The organism is Microcella humidisoli (genome assembly GCF_024362325.1).
Taxonomy (GTDB): domain Bacteria; phylum Actinomycetota; class Actinomycetes; order Actinomycetales; family Microbacteriaceae; genus Microcella; species Microcella humidisoli.
Genome location: NZ_CP101497.1, coordinates 1572990 through 1590948 on the forward strand (window position 1 = coordinate 1572990; position 17959 = coordinate 1590948).

Genomic DNA, 17959 nt, shown 5'->3' on the forward strand with positions numbered 1-17959 from the left:
ATGCTGTGACCGCGACATCCACCCCTCCTGCCGACGCCGGTCTTCGGCGCGGCGTCATGGGCTCGACCGAGCTCTTCGCGCAAGCCATCGCCAACATCGCTCCGAGTGCCGTCATCGCCTTCACGGCGGCGGCGATCTACCTCTCTGCGGGGAAGGGCACGTGGCTCTCGTTCCTGCTCGCGACGATCATCATCCTCGCGGTCGGGTACTCGATCCTGCAGTTCGCCAAGCGCCGCGCCTCTGCGGGGTCGCTCTACAACTACGCCGCGATCGGCCTCGGTCCGGTCGGGGCCTACGTCACCGGCGTCACGCTCGTCATCGGCTGCTTCTGCATCGCCGCGGCCTCGTTGAGCGGAAGCGTCTCGTACACGATGCTCACCCTGACCCAGATCGGTGTGCCGTTGGAGGGGCTCGTGGCGCAGATCGTGGTCGCTGCGGTGCTGGGGGGGCTCGCGGTCTTCTTCACCATCCGCGGCATCCGCATCTCGGCCCGTGTCTCGTTCGTGCTGGAGCTGCTCTCGATCGGCATCATCGTGCTGCTCTTCGTGCTGACCCTCGGCTACCTCGGCCCGGCGGCGTGGGATCCGAGCCAGTTCGACCTGTCGCAGACCAGCTTCTCGGGAGTCGCGGCCGGCATGGTGCTCGCGATTCTCGGTTTCGTCGGCTTCTCGAGCGCGGATGCCCTCGGTCGCGAGGCGAAGAACCCGTTCCGCGCGATTCCCCGCGCCATCATGTGGAGCGCACTCGGGGTGGGAGTGCTGTACATCTTCGGCGCCTACACCCAGGTCGCGGCGCTCGGCGATGGCCTCGGCGCCTCGGCGAGCCCGCTCGACGAAATCGCCGTGCTGATCGGCATGCCCTCGTGGTTCAACCCGATCCTCAATGCGGGCGTCGCGGCATCGTTCTTCGCGGTTGTCGTCGCTCCGCTGAACGTGATCGGCCGGATCCTGTACGTCATGGGCAAGGAGGGCGTCGTCGACGGCCGCCTCGGCCGCACGCACGATCGCTTCCAGACACCGCACCGGGCGCTGCTGATCTCCGGGGCCGCTGTGGTTCTCGTGCCCGCGGTATTCTACCTCGTCGGGGTCGACCCGATCAGCGTGCTGGTGTGGGTCAACACCTTCGGCACGTACGGCTACATGGTCGCGTACGCCGTGATCGCGATCGCGTCGATCGTCTACGTGCGCCGACTGGGCGTGACCAACCGTCTGCTGCCCGTCGCCGTGATCGTCGCCGTCGGCGGCATGGCGTACGTGTTCTGGTCGAACATCGTGCCCGTGCCCGCCTTCCCGTTCAACATCATCCCGTGGCTCTTCGCGCTGCTGTTCGGTCTCACGATGGTCTGGTACCTCTACCTGGCCCGTCGTCGACCGGAGGTCGTGAAGGCCATCGGCACGACCGAGACCGACCTGCTCGAGGGCGTCGGATAGCGCCTTGGGGAGAAACCGCGCACGGGCGGGGCGATCGGGTCGCCTCGCCCGTGCGTGTCTGTTCGGGGAGGTCGCCTCAGCGAGCGATGAGCACGTCGAGCGCCATGCCCGGGCAGGGAAAGCGCTCGAACGCGGCGAGGTCATCGCCCCGGATCGTGTCGCCCGTCTCACGCGCGGGGCTCGTCGAGAGCAGCACGCGTCCGACGCCGTTGACGATCGAGATGTCATCGCCGAACGCCGCCAGGCGCGGAGTGAGGTCGCGCTCGACGCGATCGATGAGCAGGTCGAGCGCCACGGCGCCGATGAACTCGCCGTCGATGTGCACGGGGGCCGCGACGGTGATCGTGTACTCGTCGCTGCACAGGTAGTCGACGTAGGGCCCGGCGACATGCGGCTGGCCCGTGGCGTGCGGCACGCGGTACCACTCGAGCTCGCTGTAGTCGATGTGCTCTTTGTTCACCGACTGCGAGGCGAGCACGAGCTGCGCCCGCTCGGGCCCCTGCCACCATGCGAGGTGACTGTTGGCGTCGGCGAGCGAGTCGAGCGCCGCGATGAAGCCCGAGCCGTACACGGGCAGGTCGACGGTGTCGAAGAGCCGCAGCGCCGAGGGCTCGACGACCTCGTCGAGTCGGTCGGTCGTGATGGGGCCGGTGCGTCGTATGGCCGCGATCTCGTCGGCGAGCGCGGTGTTCCAGGCGGCGAGGGCGGTGATGGCGCGGCCGAAGTACTCGGTCACGAGATCAACAGGATGCTCGGTCGTCGTGCGCGACGCGGGCGGGGCGGGGTGGATGCTCACGTGCTGCTCCTCTCGGTTCGGGGCGGGGTGGCCGCGGTCGACGCGTTCGGCGGCGCGACGGTCGCGATGGGGGCGGTGACGGCGCTCGCGTGCCGCTCACGGTAGGCGATGAGCCAGTCGATCGTGGCGCGCGTGCTGGCGCGGAGCGCCTGCACGGCGGCCTCAGCGTCGCCCGCACCGACGGCCCGCAGCACGTCGAGCAGGTGGGCTCGACTCTCGGTGCGGCTGGTCGGATCGGTGTCGATGAGCGCGAGCAGCGGCGAGAACTCGCCTTGCAGCTTCATCTGCTCGCGCGTGAGCCGCGCCGACTGGCTGAGGGCGGCGAGCTCGATGACCGCGTCGTCGGATGCGCGGCGCCAGGCCGCGAGGTCGCGATCGTCGCCGCGCTCGAGGCGCGCGACGATCATGGCGATCTCGGTGGCGTCTGCGCGACGGGCGGCGAGCTCGACGCAGGCGGCGGTGATCGCGAGGTAGTGCTGGGCGGCGTCGCGCAGGCTCACGCGCGAGCCGTCGAGCAGGGCCCGGGTGGCGAAGCGCACCGGGTCGGCGCTGTCGGCGATGAAGCTGCCGCCCGTGCGGCCGCGCCGCGTGACGATGAGGCCGCGCTCGCGCAAGGCCAGCAGGGCTTCACGGGCGGTGGCGGGGGCGACTCCGAACGCCGCGGCGAGTTCGGTCTCGGGCGGGAGGCGCTCGCCGGCGGCGAGCACGCCGCCCATGATCGCTTCTGCGATACGCCGCTCGACGAGGGCGGCGCGCCCTTCGTCGCCGATGGGCTGGAAGACGGCGCTGTGCAGCCGGGTGGGTCGGCCCGACCGGGGCGCGACGCTGCGGGTGCTCATAGCCCCATTGTCCGGCACAGACCCGAGAGCGTTACACCGCCGTTATGCGATCGAAATAAAAGATATGAAACTATACGTTTACAGTTATTGCACCGACCAACGATGTCTCGGAGGAATCCCGCCGCCATGTCCGCCCCCCACGCGACGACCGCCCCCAGCGCGCCCGACGCCGCGCCCTCCGATTCCGGCCGCGGCCACGGCGGTGTCGAGCTCACGTCCGTCACCAAGCGCTTCGGCGAGACCACCGCCGTCGACGACCTCACGCTCTCGGTCGAGTCGGGCGAGTTCTTCTCGATGCTCGGCCCCTCGGGCTCGGGCAAGACCACCGTGCTGCGCCTCATCGCCGGATTCGAAGAGGTCACGAGCGGCACCATCGCGATCGCGGGCACCGATGTGACGGGCGCCGCGCCCTTCGACCGCACGGTCAACACGGTCTTCCAGGACTACGCGCTCTTCCCGCACATGACGATCGCCGAGAACGTGGCCTACGGCCTGCGCGTGCGCAAGGTCGCCAAGGCCGAGCAGCAGGAGCGCGTCGCCACGGCACTCGAGCAGGTGCGCTTGAGCCACGTGGCCGACCGCCTGCCGCACCAGCTCTCGGGCGGCCAGCGCCAGCGCATCGCGCTCGCCCGCGCGCTCATCCTGCAGCCGCGCGTGCTGCTGCTCGACGAGCCGCTCGGCGCCCTCGACAAGCAGCTGCGCGAGCAGATGCAGATCGAGCTCAAGCAGATTCAGCGCGAGGTCGGCATCACCTTCATCTTCGTCACGCACGACCAGGAGGAGGCGCTCACCCTGAGCGACCGCATCGCCGTCTTCAACAACGGCCGCGTCGAGCAGGTCGGCACGCCGCGCGAGGTCTACGAGTACCCGCAGACCGCCTTCGTCGCGAGCTTCCTCGGCCTGTCGAACCTCATCGACGCCGCGCACGCCGAGCGCCTCACGGGCGTCGCGACCGCCATCAGCGTCCGCCCCGAGCGCGTTCGCCTCATGGATGCCCGCACCGAGCCCGCCGCCCACGAGACCTGCGTCGACGGCACGATCGTCGAGACGGTCTACACCGGCCCCACGACGCGGTACATCGTCGACACCGTCGACGGGCTCCGCGTCGTCGCCGAGCGCCATAACGACCACGCCCCGAGCGACACGGCGCCGTACCACCGCGGCGACGCCGTGCGCGCTGTCTGGGTCACCGAGCACGCCGCGATCGTGCCCTGACCCGCGCCCCGACGACCACCGACGCACCACCCCAGCACCACCACAGCACCACCACAGCACCACCCCCACATCAAGGAGGAAACATGCGACAGAAACTGATGGCGCTCTCGGCGATCACCGCCGTGTCGGCGCTGATGCTCGCCGGCTGCGCGGCCCCCGCCGCGAACGAGGGCTCAGGCGAGCTCGTCTTCGACGTGCCCGACGTGCCCATGCTCGAGGCGCTCGGCGAGGGCGAAGGCCAGGTCGACATCATCGCCTGGTCGGGCTTCGTCGAGCCGGCCTGGTCCGACACCTTCACCGAGGAGACCGGCTGCGTCGTGAACCGCAAGGTCGCGGGCACGAGCGACGAGATGGTGCAGCTCATGCGCACCGGCGACTACGACCTCGTCTCGGCCTCGGGCGACGCGAGCCTGCGCCTCATCGTCGGTGGCGACGTCGCCCCGATCAACCGCGACCTGCTGCCGAACTTCGGCGACGACATCGTTCCGGGCATGCAGGGCCAGCTGTACGACACGATCAACGGCAAGGTCTACGGCGTTCCGATCGGCCGCGGCGCCAACATCCTGCAGTACAACACCGAGGTCGTCACCGAGACGCCCGAGAGCTGGGACATCGTGTGGGAGGCCGACAGCCCCTACGCCGGCCAGATCACCGCGTACGACGCGCCGATCTACATCGCCGACGCCGCGGTGTACCTGATGTACCACCAGCCTGAGCTGGGCATCCAGAACCCCTACGCACTCGACGAGACGCAGCTCGCCGCCGCGGTCGACCTGCTCAAGCAGCAGAACGCGATCGTTGCCGAGTACTGGGCCGACCCGGTCGCGCAGATCACCTCGTTCCTCGGCGGCACGACCGTCGCGGGCACCTCGTGGGAGGTGCTGCGCAAGTTCACGGAGGACACCGAGAAGTTCGGCGGCACCCTGCCCGTCGAGGGCTCGACCGGCTGGTCGGACGCGTGGATGATCTCGAGCAAGTCGGACGCGCCGAACTGCGCCTACCTCTGGATGGACTACACGAGCGCGGCCGAAGTCAACGGCGCCATCGCCATGAACTTCGGTATGGCTCCCGCCAACGGTGCGTTCTGCGAGCTCAGCGACGAGGCGGCTGCTCACTGCGAGCAGTTCAACGCGCTCAACGAGGAGTACTTCGAGAACGTCTGGTACTGGACGACCCCGATCGAGCAGTGCATCGACGGCCGCACCGAGGTGCAGTGCACCTCGTTCCAGGACTGGACCAACGCCTGGGCGACCATCAAGGGCTAGACCCTGACCGCGGAGGGGCGGGGCCGACCGTCCCGCCCCTCCGCACCACCCGCTTCCACCCCCGCACGCGAGAAGGACACCCGTGACCACCACGACGACACCGGCGAGACCGAGCAAGCCGCTCTCGACGCTGCTCTACCGGCATCGCTGGATGCGCCTCGTCGGGCTGCTGAGCCTGCCGCTCACCTGGCTCATCGGCCTCTACATCGTCTCGCTCGCGCTGCTGCTCGTCACGGCCTTCTGGTACATCGACTCATTCACCTCGAAGGTGATCCCGGGCTTCACGCTCGACAACTTCGCGCTCGTCTTCAGCGAGCCCGCCTACATCACGACCTCGCTGCGCACGCTCGGCGTCGCGCTCGCCGTCACCGTGCTCAGCGCCGTGTTCGCGGTACCGCTGGGCATCTTCATGGCCAAGCTGGCCTCGCCGTGGATGCGCGCCGTGCTCGCCGTCGCCATCACGCTGCCGCTGTGGGCCGGCTACCTGGTCAAGATCCTCGCCATGCGCATCACCTTCACCGAGGAGGGCTTCTTCAACTGGCTCATGGCGCCGTTCGGCATCACGGGGCCCGGCTTCAGCATCGTCACGGTCGTGCTCACGCTCACCTACCTCTGGTTCCCCTACATGGCGCTGCCCGTCTACACGGCCATCCGGCAGATCCCCGTCAACCTCTTCGACGCCTCGGCCGACCTCGGCGCCCACGGGTTCACGACCATCCGCACGGTCGTGCTGCCGTTGCTCTGGCCCGCCCTCATCGCCGGCAGCGTCTTCACGTTCTCGCTGAGCCTCGGCGACTACATCGTGGCGCGCTTCGTCGGCGGGGCCAACGCGCAGATGATCGGCAGCATCATCGCCTCGAACATCAACCTGAACCCGCCCGTCGCCGCCGCGTTCTCGGTCATCCCGATCGCCTTCGTCGTCATCTACCTGCTGGTCACCCGGCGCACCGGCGCCCTCGAGAGGATGTGAGCGGCCCGTGCTGAGACTCACCCGCGGAACCAAGGTCGCCTTCGGCATCGTCGTGGCCATCGTGCTGCTGTTCATGTACGTGCCGCTGTTCCTCGTCATCATCAACTCGTTCAACATCGCGCCCATCGCGAGCTGGCCGATCACGGGCTTCACGCTCGACTGGTGGGTGCGGGCGTTCCAGAACGAGGCGCTGTGGACGGCCGTGACCAACTCGGCGATCGTCGCCGCCGGGGCCATGGTCATCGCCCTCGTGCTCGGCACGCTCGCGGCCTTCGCGCTGCAGCGCTACGACTTCTTCGGCAAGCACACCGTCAACCTGCTCATCGTGCTGCCGATCGCCCTGCCGGGCGTCGTGACCGGTGTGGCCTTCAGCAACTCGTTCAACAACGTGCTCGAGCCCGCCGGCATCCAGGTCGGCTACTTCGGCATGATCATCGCCCACGCGACCTTCTGCATCGTCATGGTCTTCAACAACGTGTTCGCCCGCCTGCGCCGCATGAACCCGAGCATGCAGGAGGCGTCGATGGACCTCGGGGCGAGCCTGTGGCAGACGTTCCGACTCGTCACGTTCCCGCAGTTCCGCACGGCGTTCGTGGCCGGCGGCCTGCTCGCGTTCGCGTTGAGCTTCGACGAGATCGTCGTCACGATCTTCACGGCCCCGGCGGGCGTCGAGACGCTGCCCCTGTGGATGTTCAACCAGATGGCCCGCCCCAACGAGGCGACGCAGGTCAACGTCATCGCGACGGTGCTGATCCTGCTGTCGTTCATCCCCGTCTACGTCTCTCAGCGCCTCACCCGCGCTGAGGAGGAGGAGCGCTAGGGGGCTAGCGCTGCTCTGCGGCGCCCGACGATCCGTCGCGCGCGCCGCCCCGCGCGGGTGCACTCTTCGGGTGAGTGCGCCCGCGCGCGTGGTCGTCAGCGACGACGCAGCAGGGCCCCGACTGCCGCCAGCGGACGGCGGTTCGCGGCGGCGACCACAGCATCCACGACCGCCCACGACATCTTCCCCTGCGACATCTGGGCGAGCCCGCGCAGGGGCAGCTCGTCGATGCTGCGCTCGATGAGGGCGAGCGAGGCGGGGTCGCGGCGGTCCTCCTCGCTCACCGGGGCCATGCGCACGACGGCACTCCGCAACGTGCGGCCGACGAGCGTACCGCCGATGTCGCCGAGCGTCGACTCGCGCGTGAAGGGGCGGGCGGGCGCAGGGGTGGGGATGGCGCGGCCCAGGCGCCGCGCCCACTGCTCATCGCTCGCCGCGATCGGAGCGGTCGACGGCGGCTCGGCCGAGTCGGATGCCGTGCCGAGCACCTCGATCGCCAGCACGGCCTCGATCGTCTCGCTCGAGCGCGCGACCTCGAGGTCGACCGGGCCGCGCGGCAGCGCCCAGTCGTGCACCCGCACATCCCAGTAGCGCAGCGCCTCGGCGGCCACCTCGACCTCGACCGAGCGGGTCTCGCCGGGGGCGAGCATCGCCCGGGCGAAGCCGACGAGCTCGCGGCGCGGCCGCAGCACGACCCCGGATCGGTCGCGGGCGTAGACCTGCACGAGCTCGGAGCGCGCGGTCGGCCCGGTGTTAGTCACCTCGACCGTGAGGGTCAGACGGCCGCCCTCGGCGAGCGTCGCGGCGCTCGCGCGCGCCTCGACCCACTCGCTCGACCCGTAGCCGAGGCCGTGCCCGAAGGCGAAGGCCGGTGAGACGCCCGCCGTCGTCGCGTGCCGGTAACCGACGAACAGCCCCTCGCGGTAGTGCACCTGCGCGTCGTCTCCGGGGAAGAAGGGATCGGCGGCGACATCGCTCTGCGCGGCCGGCCACGTCTCGGCGAGTCGGCCGGCGGGCTCGACGATGCCGAGCAGCGCGTCGGCCAGTGCGCCGCCGCTCGCCTGCCCGCCGAGGGAGCTCAGCAGGATCGCGGCGACATCGTCGCGCCACGGCAGCAGCACCGGCGCGCCGACGCTGAGGGCGACGACCGTGCGCGGGTTCACCGCCGCGACCGCCGCGACGAGCGCGTCGTGCTGCGCGGGCAGGGCGAGCGTGTCGCGGTCGAATCCCTCGCTCTCGGCGATGCCGGGCAGCCCGACCATGACGATCGCGATGTCGGCGTCGCGGGCGACCGCGACGGCCTCGTCGATGAGCGCGGCATCGGCCGCCGAGCGCACCGGTTCGTAGCCGGGGGCGTAGTCGACCACCACCCCCGCGGCCTCGAGCGCCTCGCGCGCGGTCGTCAGGCGCGTCGGCGTCACGAGCGAGCTGCCGCTGCCCTGGTAGCGCGGGTGCTCGGCGAACGCGCCGATGAGCGCGACGCGGGCGCCGGGCTGCAGGGGCAGAATCCCGTGATTCGTGAGCACGACCGAGCTCGACGCCGCCGCGCGGCGGGCGAGCGCGTCGTGGGGGTCGAGCAGCTCGGCCATCGTCGGGGCGGCGTGGGCACGGGCATCCTGCGCCTGCACGGCGAGGTCGATGACGCGCTGCGCCGACCGCGCGACGTCGGCGGGGTCGAGGGTGCCGGCGGCGAGGGCGGCGCGCATGGCGGGTTCGGTGCCCGCGCCGCCGGGCATCTCGAGATCCATGCCGGCGGTCACAGCGGCGGGCCGGTCGGCCGTCGCGCCCCAGTCGCTCACCACGACGCCGTCGAAGCCCCAGCGCTCGCGCAGCGTCTCGGTCAGCAGCCAGCGCGCATCGGTCGCATGGTCGCCGTTGATGCGGTTGTACGCGGCCATGACCATGCGCGGAGCGCTCGCGCGCACGGCGATCTCGAAGCCGCGGAGGTAGAGCTCGTGCAGCGTGCGCTCGTCGACGATCGCGTCGATCACGAAGCGGCGGTGCTCCTGATTGTTGACGGCGAAGTGCTTGAGGCACGCCCCGACGCCCGCGCTCTGGATGCCCCGCACGGCGCTCGCCGCCAGCAGCCCGCTCAGCAGCGGGTCTTCGCTCGAGTACTCGAAGTTGCGGCCGCACAGCGGGTGCCGCTTGATGTTCATGCCCGGACCGAGCACGACGTCGACGCCGAGCGCGCGCGCCTCGCGGCCCACGGCGGCACCGACCTCCTGCACGAGCCGCTCGTCCCAGCTGCTCGCGAGCGTCGCCGCGGGCGGGAAGCACGTGGCGGCGACGCTGCTCGCGAGCCCCAAGTGGTCGGTCGCTTCGAGCTGCGCGCGCAGGCCGTGCGGGCCGTCGGCCAGCATCGCCGCCGGGATGCCGTGCTCGGGCAGGGCGCGGGTACGCCAGAAGTCAGCTCCCGACAGCAGCGAGAGCTGCTCGTCGGTGCTCAGCGAGGTCGCGTCGATGCGGGTCGTCACGAACACGAGACTAGGTCGTGCTCGCCGACACGTGCACGCGTCGTACGCTGAGTGCGGCGCAAGGGAGCGCCGCGAGAGGAAGCCCGTGACGACCACCTCGACCCCGCCGGCCGCCGACGGCGCGACGCCCGCGGACGTGACGACTGCTGAGCGCGTGCGCATCCAGGGCCCGCTGCGCAGCCTGCTGCTCTGGTTCGTGCCCGGCACGCTCGGCATCTTCATTCTGTGGGGCGCGATCCCCACCGTGCTGCTGCCGCTGCAGGTCGAGCAGCTCGACCCGGCCAACAAGGTCGCCAACCTCGCGATCGTCACGACGATCGGCGCGCTCGCGGCCATGATCGCGCAGCCCGTCGCGGGCACGATCAGCGACCGAACGCGCAGTCGGTTCGGCAACCGGGCGCCCTACATCGTCGGCGGGGCCCTCGTCGGGGGGCTCGCGCTCGTCGCGCTCGGGCTCTCGAGCAGCATCCTCATGGTCGCCCTGTGCTGGACCCTCGTGCAGGTCTCGTTCAATGTCGTCCAGGGCCCCTACTCGGCGATGCTGCCCGATCGCGTGCCCGAGTCGGTGCGCGGTACCTTCGCGGCCGTCATCGGCGCGATGACGATGGTCGGCTCGCTCGGCGGCGTCATCCTCGCCTCGCTGCTCGCCGGCAGCATCCCTGGCGCCTACCTCGTGCTCGCGGGCGTCTCGGTCGTGCTGCTCACTCTCTTTGCCGTGTTCACCGGTCCGCGCGATAACCGCGCCGAGCCGCGCGCCGCGTTCCGGGTGCGCGACTTCCTGCTGACCTTCTGGGTCAACCCGATCGCGCATCCCGACTTCTTCTGGGCCTTCACGGGTCGACTGCTGCTCTACACGGGGTACTTCCTCGTCGTCGCGTACCAGCTCTACCTGCTGCAGGACTACATCGGGCTCGGCGATGAGGCCGTCGTGCTGCTGCCGCTCGTCTCCGCGGCGGCGCTGCCGACGCTCGTGCTCGCTGTGGCGATCTCAGGGCCCTGGAGTGACCACGTCGGGCGCCGCAAGCCCTTCGTCGTCGCCTCGTCGCTCATCGTGGGACTCGCGCAGGTCGTGCCATGGGTGTGGCCGACGTTCGAGGGCATGATCGTCTTCGCGCTGCTCGCCGGTCTCGGCTTCGGCGCCTTCCAGGCGGTCGACACGGCCCTCGTCTCGCAGGTGCTGCCCGACTCCCACGCGCACGCGAAAGACCTCGGAGTCGTCAACATCGCGGCGACGCTGCCCCAGACGATCGCCCCCGCCATCGCAGGTGCCGTCGTGCTGGCGTTCGGCTTCGTCGGCCTGTTCCCGGCCGCGATCACCCTGAGTGTGCTTGGGGCCCTCGCGGTGCTGCCGATTCGCTCGGTGCGCTGAGGTCGCCGCCCAGATCGCCGTCGAGCCAGTCGACCGTCGAGATGAGGGGGGCCGACAGCGTCGGGCGGGTGACCGAGGTGATGCGCACGTCATCCCACGCATTGCCCTCGCTGTCGTCTCGAGGTCCGTGCGGTCGGAATCGTCGGTGTTCGTGCAGTGACATGCGGTGTGCCTCCTAGATGTCGAGGTCGATGCTGGAGTTCCAGGGGCCTGCGGGCGTACCGGCCTCGAATGACAGGCTCCCGTGTCGCACCATCACATGAGTGGCCTCGGTGATCAGAACGTCGTATTGATCACCGCGACCACCATCGATGTGCACGAACGCCCCGCCCTGGCTGAGAGCGTTCATGATCTCGGCAATCAGGGTGGAGAGGTCGACATCCTCGGCGAGCGCGATGCGCTCGTTGTTGATCATCAGCAGTGCGGCGGTCATGGCAGAAGCCTTCCTTCGCGGTTCACGGTACGTGCGGTGCCGCGGTGTTCGACAGGCCTTGCTATTTGCGGTGGATGCGGCTACGTCGTCCTGCTCTCGCGGCGGTCAGTCGGCTGAGGATGGCGGAGGGTCGTCGACAAGGTTGACGCCACCTGTCGCCGACGACAGGATCAGCGCCTCGATCCACTCGCGGTTGATCTGGGGCGAGCGCGATCCGGAGTAGGTGATGTGCAACGGAACGCCGTTGTCGATCCACAGCGCATGCCGACCGCTGCCGCTGCTGGCTGGAAGCGCCCAGGTCAGGAAGAAGTTCTCGCCGCGGCGAAGCTTCGTGCTGATGACGATCTGCACGTGGGCGAGCAACCGATCATCGAAATCGAACTCTTCGTTGTGGTACCTCAGAATTCCCACGTGCGCCCCTCCTGCATCGCCACTGATTCAGCCAAGAGGGTGCCTCTGGCCGTCGGCGGTCGTTGCCTCACACTGACATGGCCCCCGTTCGGGGGGCAAGCGCGAGAGGGGGTCTTGACCCGACCTGGCGTAGTGCGGTAGGCGCTCGTATCACGTGTCGGAGAGCGTGGCAAGGGGTGGGGCTGACGGTTGCGCCTGTGGTTGTCTCATCCGGGCCCTGAACTGCGGGGTCAGCACCACAGAATCGACTGGGAGGTCGACATGGGCATCATCGGATGGATCATCCTCGGACTGATTGCAGGAGCCATCGCCAAGGCGATCCTGCCGGGCAGCCAGGGCGGCGGCTGGGTCATCACCCTCGTGCTCGGCGTCGTGGGCGCTCTGCTCGGCGGCTTCATCGGCAGCCAGCTCTTCGGTGTCGGGCTCGAGGGCTTCTTCGACATCACCACGTGGCTGCTCGCGATCGGCGGCGCGATCATCGTGCTGCTCATCTACGGCCTCGTGACGCGCGGGTCGCGCGCCACGCGCTAGAGACGACCTGAACGCCACGAAGGGCCGGACCCCGCGGGGACCGGCCCTTCGTCGTGCGTTCGGCGGCTACTCTTCGCCGGCGATGTGCTCGGGGTCGCTCGTGTCGATGAGGCCGATCGCCACGCCCGGGTGGATGAGCAGGTCGGCGGTCTTGAGCTGTCCGCGCCCGTGGTTGACCCGCAGCCAGCCCGCTTCGCCGGTCGCGAGGATCGCCTCGATCTCCACCTTCAGCTCGCTCGAGTTGCGCGGAACGATGTATTCCTCGCCGTCGTAGTGGATGGTGGTGCGCATCACGAATCCTCCTTGGCCGTGCTGGCGGGCGTCGTCGGTTCGGGCACCAGGTACAGCCCCGAGGGGGTGTTGGCGAGCAGCATGAGCTCGTCGATCCACTCGCGGTTGATCGCCGGCGGTCGGCTGCCGAAGAACTTGAATGAGATCGGGATGGTGGGGTGCATCCAGATGACGCTGCGCCCGTTGCCGATCGAGTGGTCGTCTTTCCAGCTGAAGTAGAAGGCCTCATTGCGGCGCAACTTGGCACCCATGACCATCTGCAGGTGCGCGAGCGTGCGGTCATCGAAGTCGGCCGACAAGGTCGAATCGTAGGTCAGTGTTCCCATCGTTCTGTGTCCCCCCACCCCTGCCTCGTCGTGCATCGGGTTGCGGGAAGTATGACAGGCGGCGCCGGATGACGGGGGTGAAGGCGCTCGATAGGCTCACCGCATGACCTGGCGCATGCCCGCGGAGACCGCTCCGCATGACCGCATCTGGATGGCCTTCCCCCGCGAGGGAGAGGTCATGGGAGACAGTTCGGCCGCCCGAGAGGCGACCTACGCCGCGTGGACGAGCGTGGCCCACGCCATCCTGCCGTTCGAGCCCGTGACGATGGTCGTCGACCCGAGTGAGCGCGAGCGCGCCCGGCGCATGCTGAGCGCCGAGATCGACGTCGTCGAGGCGCCGCTCGACGACTTCTGGATGCGCGACATCGGCCCCACGTTCGTCATCGACGACGAGACCGGTGAGCTCGGCGGCATCGACTGGATCTTCAACGCGTGGGGCGACCAGGGCGGCAGCTTCGCGCGCGACGCGCTCATCGCCGAGTTCGTGCTCGCCCGGGCGGGCGTCGAGCGCGTGCCCTCGCTGCTCGTCAACGAGGGCGGCGCCATCCACGTCGATGGCGAGGGCACCGTGATGGTGACCGAGACCGTGCAGCTCGACCCGGGCCGCAACCGCTACGCCACGAAAGAGCGTGTCGAAGCCGAGCTCGCTCGCACCTTGGGCACGACGCACACGATCTGGCTGCCGCGCGGGCTCACGCGCGACTACGAGCCGCTCGGCACACGCGGCCACGTCGACATGATCGCCACCTTCGCCGCGCCCGGCACCGTGCTCGTGCACGAGCAGCCGGATGCGAGCCACCCCGACCACGCCGTCATGCGCGAGGTGCGCGCGGTGCTCGAGCAGGCGACGGATGCCGCTGGCCGCAGCCTGCAGATCATCGACCTGCCCGCCCCGGCCCAGTTGACGGATGACGAGGGATTCGTCGACTGGAACTATGTCAATCACCTCACCGTCAACGGCGGCGTCATCGCGTGCGGCTACGACGACCCGGTGGCGGATGCTCGTGCCCGCGACTTGCTGGGCGCCGCGTACCCCGGCCGTGAGGTCGTGACGGTCGACGCCCGTGAAATTCTCGCGCGCGGCGGAGGGATTCACTGCATCACGCAGCAGCAGCCTGCTGCTCCGGCACGATGACCCGCATTCCGCTCGTCGAGACCTCGATCACGCAGCTCGCTACGGCGCTCGCTGCGGGCGAGGTGACGGCGGTGGAGCTCGTGCAGGGCTACCTCGACCGCATCGCGACCTACGACCGTGAGCCGTCGGCCGATGGCACGCGCCCCGCCCTCAACGCCGTGGTGGTCGACAACCCGGCTGCGCTCGACGAGGCGCGGGCGAGCGACGAACGGCGAGCATCCGGCGCCGCGCTCGGCCCGCTCGACGGAATCCCGTACCTCGCGAAAGACAGCTACATGGTGCGCGGCCTGACGGTCGCGAGTGGCTCGCCCGCCTTCGCCGACCTCGTGGCCCAGAACGACGCCTTCACGGTCGAGCGCTTGCGCGCGGCGGGTGCCATCTGCTTGGGGCTCACGAACATGCCGCCCATGGCCAACGGCGGAATGCAGCGCGGGCTCTACGGCCGCGCCGAGAACCCCTACAACCCCGCTTACCTGACGGCACCGTTCGGCTCGGGTTCGTCGAACGGCTCGGGCTCGGGCCTCGCGGCGAGCTTCGCGGCGTTCGCGCTCGCCGAAGAGACCTGGTCGAGCGGCCGCGGCCCCGCGAGCAATAACGGCCTGTGCTGCTACACGCCCAGCCGCGGCGTCATCTCGGTGCGGGGCAACTGGCCGCTCGTGCCGACGATGGACGTCGTCGTTCCGTACACGCGCACGATGGCCGAGCTGCTGCTCGTGCTCGACGCGGTCGTGGCCGACGATGGCGAGACCCGCGGAGACTTTTGGCGGGTGCAGCCGTGGGTGAGCATCCCGCCGTCATCGACTCTGCGGCCGGAGTCGTACCCCGCGCTCGCCGACCCGGCCGCGCTGCAGGGTGTGCGCCTCGGCGTGCCGCGCATGTATGTGGGCGACATGACAGTCGACGACCCGATCGAGACGCGGCCCACCGTGATCGCCCAGTGGCAGAAGGCGCGGGCCGATCTCGAGGCGGCGGGGGCGACCGTCGTCGAGGTCGACTTCCCGGTCGTCACGAATTACGAGAGCCGAGGGCGGGCGGATGACCGCTCGATGGTCGCGCGCGGCCTCGTTCCGCCGCACTTCGCCGACCACGAGCTCTACGAGCTGAGCATGTGGGGGTGGGAGGAGTTCCTCCAGGCCAACGGCGACCCCGCCCTGCACCGGCTCGCCGACGTGGATCCCGACCTGATCTTCCCGACCCCGCCCGGCTCGCTGCCCGGCCGGTACGACGACCACCTCAGCCGCTTCGCGCCCGAGGACGTTCCGCTCGAGGATTACGTGCACCGCGCCCGCGCGACGGGCGTGCCCGCGCTCGAGAGCATCCCCGACATCGCTGAGGGCGTGCGCGGGCTCGAAGAGGCGCGGCGCCTCGACCTCGAAGCGTGGATGGACGACCTCGGCCTCGACGCCGTCGTCTTCCCGGCAGTCGCCGACGTGGGGCCCGCCGACGCCGACGTGAACCCCGCGAGCGCCGAGCTCGCGTGGCGCAACGGCACCTGGGTCGCCAACGGCAACCTCGTGCCGCGGCACCTCGGCATCCCGTGCGTGCAAGTGCCCATGGGGCTCATGGCCGACATCGGCATGCCCATCGGGCTGACCTTCGCGGGCCGCGCGTACGACGACTCCCGGTTGCTCGCCTTCGCGGCGGCCTTCGAAGCCTCGGCCGACCGGCCCGGGTCCGCCCTCGGCGGCACGCGCGTGCCGCCGCCGCACACCCCGGAGCTGTGATGACCGAGAACACGCGCGACATCGACGAGGGCGTCGTCACCGACTTCTCGACCCGCATGAGCTACGGCTCGTACCTCGCGCTCGATGAGTTGCTGCAACTGCAGCGCCCGATCAGCGAGCCCGAGCACCACGACGAGCTGCTGTTCATCATCCAGCACCAGACGAGCGAGCTCTGGATGAAGCTGCTGCTGCACGAGGCCCGCTCGGCCCGGCAGTGCCTCATCGACGACGACCTCGGCGGCGCGCTCAAGCGCATCGCCCGCATCAAGCACATTCAAGAGGCGCTCATCCAGCAGTGGAGCGTGCTCGCGACGCTTACGCCCACCGAGTACGCCGAGTTCCGCGGCTTCCTCGCCAACTCCTCCGGCTTCCAGTCGCACCAGTACCGCGCGATCGAGTTCATCCTCGGCAACAAGCACGCCGGCATGCTGGCCGTCTTCGAGAGCGACCCGGCGGCGCATGCCGTGCTCGACGAGTTGCTGCACGAGCCGAGCCTGTACGACGAGTTCTTGCGCCACCTCTCGCGTCACGGCATCGCGATCCCCGCGAGCGTGCTCGAGCGCGATGTCACGAAGGCGCACGTCTTCACCCCCGAGCTCGTGCCGGTCTTCGTCGAGATCTACGAGGGCGCGCACGACGCCGACGCGTCGAACTGGCGCGTCTACGAGGCCTGCGAAGAGCTCGTCGACCTGGAGGACAACTTCCAGCTCTGGCGCTTCCGCCACCTGCGCACCGTGCGCCGCACGATCGGCTTCAAGCGCGGCACGGGCGGTTCGGCGGGCGTCGACTTCCTGCAGCGCGCGCTCGACCTCACGTTCTTCCCCGAGCTCTACGCGGTGCGCACCGAGATCGGCCAGTCGTGACCCCGAAGGCGATGGATGCTCCTCCCGCGACCTTCCGCGTCGCCGACGCCTGGCGCGGTGAGTGGATGGGCCCCAGCGTGTTCCGCCGTGGCGGGTCGACTCTGCACTACGTCGGGCCAGCGGACGCGGACGCCGCGGCCATCCCCTTGCCGGGCGTGCTGCTGCCCGGATTCACCGACCACCACGTGCACTTGCAGCTGCTGCCGGCGGACGCGCTCGAGGCGCTCGCCGCGGGTGGCCTCTCACGCGTGATCGACCTCGGGGGCGACCCCGACGCGCTCGCGGTTCTCGCTGAGCCCGACCCCTTCGCCGCGGCGCTCGAGTTCGCGGGGGCCTTCCTCACCGCGACGGGCGGCTACCCGAGCGATCGGGCGTGGGCGCCCGCGGGCTCGTGGCGCGCTGTCTCGTCGGCCGACGATGCCGAGCTCGCGGTGGCCGAGCAGGTCGCGGCAGGAGCATCCCGCATCAAGATCGCCCTCAACGCCGACGCCGGGCCCGTCTGGGACGACGCGCTGCTCGCCGAGGTCGTCGCCGAGATCCGCGCGGCCGGGCTGCCGGTCGTCGCGCACGTCGAGGGCGCGGGCCAGGCGGCACGCGCGATCGAGGCGGGCGTCGACGTGCTCGCCCACGCGCCGTTCACTGAAGCGCTAACGGAGTCGCTTATCGCGAAGGCCGTCGCGCAGGGGCAGCGCTGGGTGTCGACGCTCGCGATCCACAGGCCCGAGGACGACCGGCCTGTGACTACGGAGGAACAGGTTCCGGCGACTGATCGCGACATCGCGACGGCGAACGTGCGCCGGTTCCTCGCCGCCAGGGGAGAGCTGCTCTACGGCAGCGACCTCGGCAACGGTCCGCAGCCGCTCGGCGTGAACCCGCACGAGCTCGCGGCGCTCGCCGAGGCGGGCCTCGACGAGACGGCGGTGCTGCGCGCGCTCGTCGGCGGTTTCGGCCGCGGCCGCTGGAAGAAGCGCGTGACGTGGATGCCCGCGCGCCCGTCTTCCATCACCGACCTCGCCGACGCGGTGTCGCTGAGCGTCGGCGACCTCGAGGCCGCTGGTGCCTGA

Annotated in this window: 18 protein-coding genes; 11 read left to right on the forward strand and 7 right to left on the reverse strand. The window is 70.0% G+C overall.

Annotated features, from left to right (window positions below; translation table 11 throughout):
- The first annotated feature begins 5 nt into the window (after positions 1 to 5).
- Complete coding sequence (locus NNL39_RS07620; protein ID WP_255158538.1) at positions 6 to 1430, forward strand: APC family permease; 1425 nt, start codon at positions 6 to 8, stop codon at positions 1428 to 1430.
- A 76-nt stretch (positions 1431 to 1506) separates the two neighbouring features.
- Here NNL39_RS07620 and NNL39_RS07625 read toward each other — a convergent pair whose 3' ends face one another.
- Positions 1507 to 2226 carry a cache domain-containing protein gene (locus tag NNL39_RS07625; protein ID WP_255158540.1) on the reverse strand — a complete coding sequence of 240 codons (720 nt, stop codon included), beginning with the start codon at positions 2224 to 2226 and terminating at the stop codon, positions 1507 to 1509.
- On the reverse strand, positions 2223 to 3065 hold the full coding sequence (locus tag NNL39_RS07630) for a FadR/GntR family transcriptional regulator (RefSeq protein ID WP_255158543.1): 843 nt from the start codon (positions 3063 to 3065) through the stop codon (positions 2223 to 2225). Before NNL39_RS07630 ends, NNL39_RS07625 begins: the two co-directional genes overlap by 4 nt.
- Before the next feature lie 126 nt (positions 3066 to 3191).
- Here NNL39_RS07630 and NNL39_RS07635 point away from each other — a divergent pair, with 126 nt between their 5' ends.
- The 4 genes from NNL39_RS07635 to NNL39_RS07650 all read left to right on the forward strand — a co-directional run bounded on the left by NNL39_RS07635 (position 3192) and on the right by NNL39_RS07650 (position 7335).
- Positions 3192 to 4280, forward strand: a complete 1089-nt coding sequence (locus tag NNL39_RS07635; RefSeq protein WP_255158546.1) for an ABC transporter ATP-binding protein — start codon at positions 3192 to 3194, stop codon at positions 4278 to 4280.
- Positions 4281 to 4363: 83 nt separating this feature from the next.
- Entirely contained in the window at positions 4364 to 5545 is a 1182-nt protein-coding gene (locus NNL39_RS07640) for a type 2 periplasmic-binding domain-containing protein (RefSeq protein WP_255158549.1), read from the forward strand.
- A gap of 82 nt (positions 5546 to 5627) precedes the next feature.
- Positions 5628 to 6515 carry an ABC transporter permease gene (locus NNL39_RS07645; protein WP_255158552.1) on the forward strand — a complete coding sequence of 296 codons (888 nt, stop codon included), beginning with the start codon at positions 5628 to 5630 and terminating at the stop codon, positions 6513 to 6515.
- A 7-nt stretch (positions 6516 to 6522) separates the two neighbouring features.
- Complete coding sequence (locus tag NNL39_RS07650) at positions 6523 to 7335, forward strand: ABC transporter permease (protein WP_255158554.1); 813 nt, start codon at positions 6523 to 6525, stop codon at positions 7333 to 7335.
- A gap of 95 nt (positions 7336 to 7430) precedes the next feature.
- Here the strand turns inward: NNL39_RS07650 and NNL39_RS07655 are convergent, their stop codons facing one another.
- On the reverse strand, positions 7431 to 9812 hold the full coding sequence (locus NNL39_RS07655; RefSeq protein ID WP_255158556.1) for a glycoside hydrolase family 3 C-terminal domain-containing protein: 2382 nt from the start codon (positions 9810 to 9812) through the stop codon (positions 7431 to 7433).
- 85 nt (positions 9813 to 9897) lie between these two features.
- On the opposite strand from NNL39_RS07655, the gene NNL39_RS07660 reads away from it, so the two are divergent.
- Positions 9898 to 11181 carry an MFS transporter gene (locus NNL39_RS07660; RefSeq protein WP_255158558.1) on the forward strand — a complete coding sequence of 428 codons (1284 nt, stop codon included), beginning with the start codon at positions 9898 to 9900 and terminating at the stop codon, positions 11179 to 11181.
- A 175-nt stretch (positions 11182 to 11356) separates the two neighbouring features.
- On the opposite strand, the gene NNL39_RS07665 is transcribed toward NNL39_RS07660, so the two are convergent.
- Positions 11357 to 11614, reverse strand: a complete 258-nt coding sequence (locus tag NNL39_RS07665) for a hypothetical protein (protein WP_255158560.1) — start codon at positions 11612 to 11614, stop codon at positions 11357 to 11359.
- A 105-nt stretch (positions 11615 to 11719) separates the two neighbouring features.
- Positions 11720 to 12025 (reverse strand): DUF7882 family protein, encoded by a 306-nt coding sequence (locus tag NNL39_RS07670; protein ID WP_456085687.1) that lies wholly within the window; start codon positions 12023 to 12025, stop codon positions 11720 to 11722.
- A gap of 261 nt (positions 12026 to 12286) precedes the next feature.
- On the opposite strand from NNL39_RS07670, the gene NNL39_RS07675 reads away from it, so the two are divergent.
- Complete coding sequence (locus tag NNL39_RS07675) at positions 12287 to 12556, forward strand: GlsB/YeaQ/YmgE family stress response membrane protein (protein ID WP_255158565.1); 270 nt, start codon at positions 12287 to 12289, stop codon at positions 12554 to 12556.
- Between the two features lie 66 nt (positions 12557 to 12622).
- On the opposite strand, the gene NNL39_RS07680 is transcribed toward NNL39_RS07675, so the two are convergent.
- Both NNL39_RS07680 and NNL39_RS07685 read right to left on the reverse strand, forming a co-directional pair.
- The gene (locus NNL39_RS07680) at positions 12623 to 12850 is read right to left on the reverse strand and encodes a hypothetical protein (protein ID WP_255158566.1); all 228 of its coding nucleotides are present in this window, start codon (positions 12848 to 12850) and stop codon (positions 12623 to 12625) included.
- The gene (locus tag NNL39_RS07685) at positions 12847 to 13209 is read right to left on the reverse strand and encodes a DUF7882 family protein (protein WP_456085688.1); all 363 of its coding nucleotides are present in this window, start codon (positions 13207 to 13209) and stop codon (positions 12847 to 12849) included. The genes NNL39_RS07680 and NNL39_RS07685 overlap by 4 nt, the downstream gene beginning before the upstream one ends.
- Before the next feature lie 67 nt (positions 13210 to 13276).
- On the opposite strand from NNL39_RS07685, the gene NNL39_RS07690 reads away from it, so the two are divergent.
- From NNL39_RS07690 to NNL39_RS07705, 4 genes are read left to right on the forward strand one after another with little or no spacing between them, the layout of a single operon-like run.
- Complete coding sequence (locus tag NNL39_RS07690) at positions 13277 to 14308, forward strand: agmatine deiminase family protein (RefSeq protein WP_255158570.1); 1032 nt, start codon at positions 13277 to 13279, stop codon at positions 14306 to 14308.
- Positions 14305 to 16032 (forward strand): amidase, encoded by a 1728-nt coding sequence (locus NNL39_RS07695; RefSeq protein ID WP_255158572.1) that lies wholly within the window; start codon positions 14305 to 14307, stop codon positions 16030 to 16032. The genes NNL39_RS07690 and NNL39_RS07695 overlap by 4 nt, the downstream gene beginning before the upstream one ends.
- On the forward strand, positions 16032 to 16895 hold the full coding sequence (locus NNL39_RS07700) for a tryptophan 2,3-dioxygenase (RefSeq protein ID WP_255158574.1): 864 nt from the start codon (positions 16032 to 16034) through the stop codon (positions 16893 to 16895). Before NNL39_RS07695 ends, NNL39_RS07700 begins: the two co-directional genes overlap by 1 nt.
- Positions 16892 to 17959, forward strand: coding sequence for an amidohydrolase family protein (locus NNL39_RS07705; protein WP_255158576.1), 1068 nt, complete (start codon positions 16892 to 16894; stop codon positions 17957 to 17959). The genes NNL39_RS07700 and NNL39_RS07705 overlap by 4 nt, the downstream gene beginning before the upstream one ends.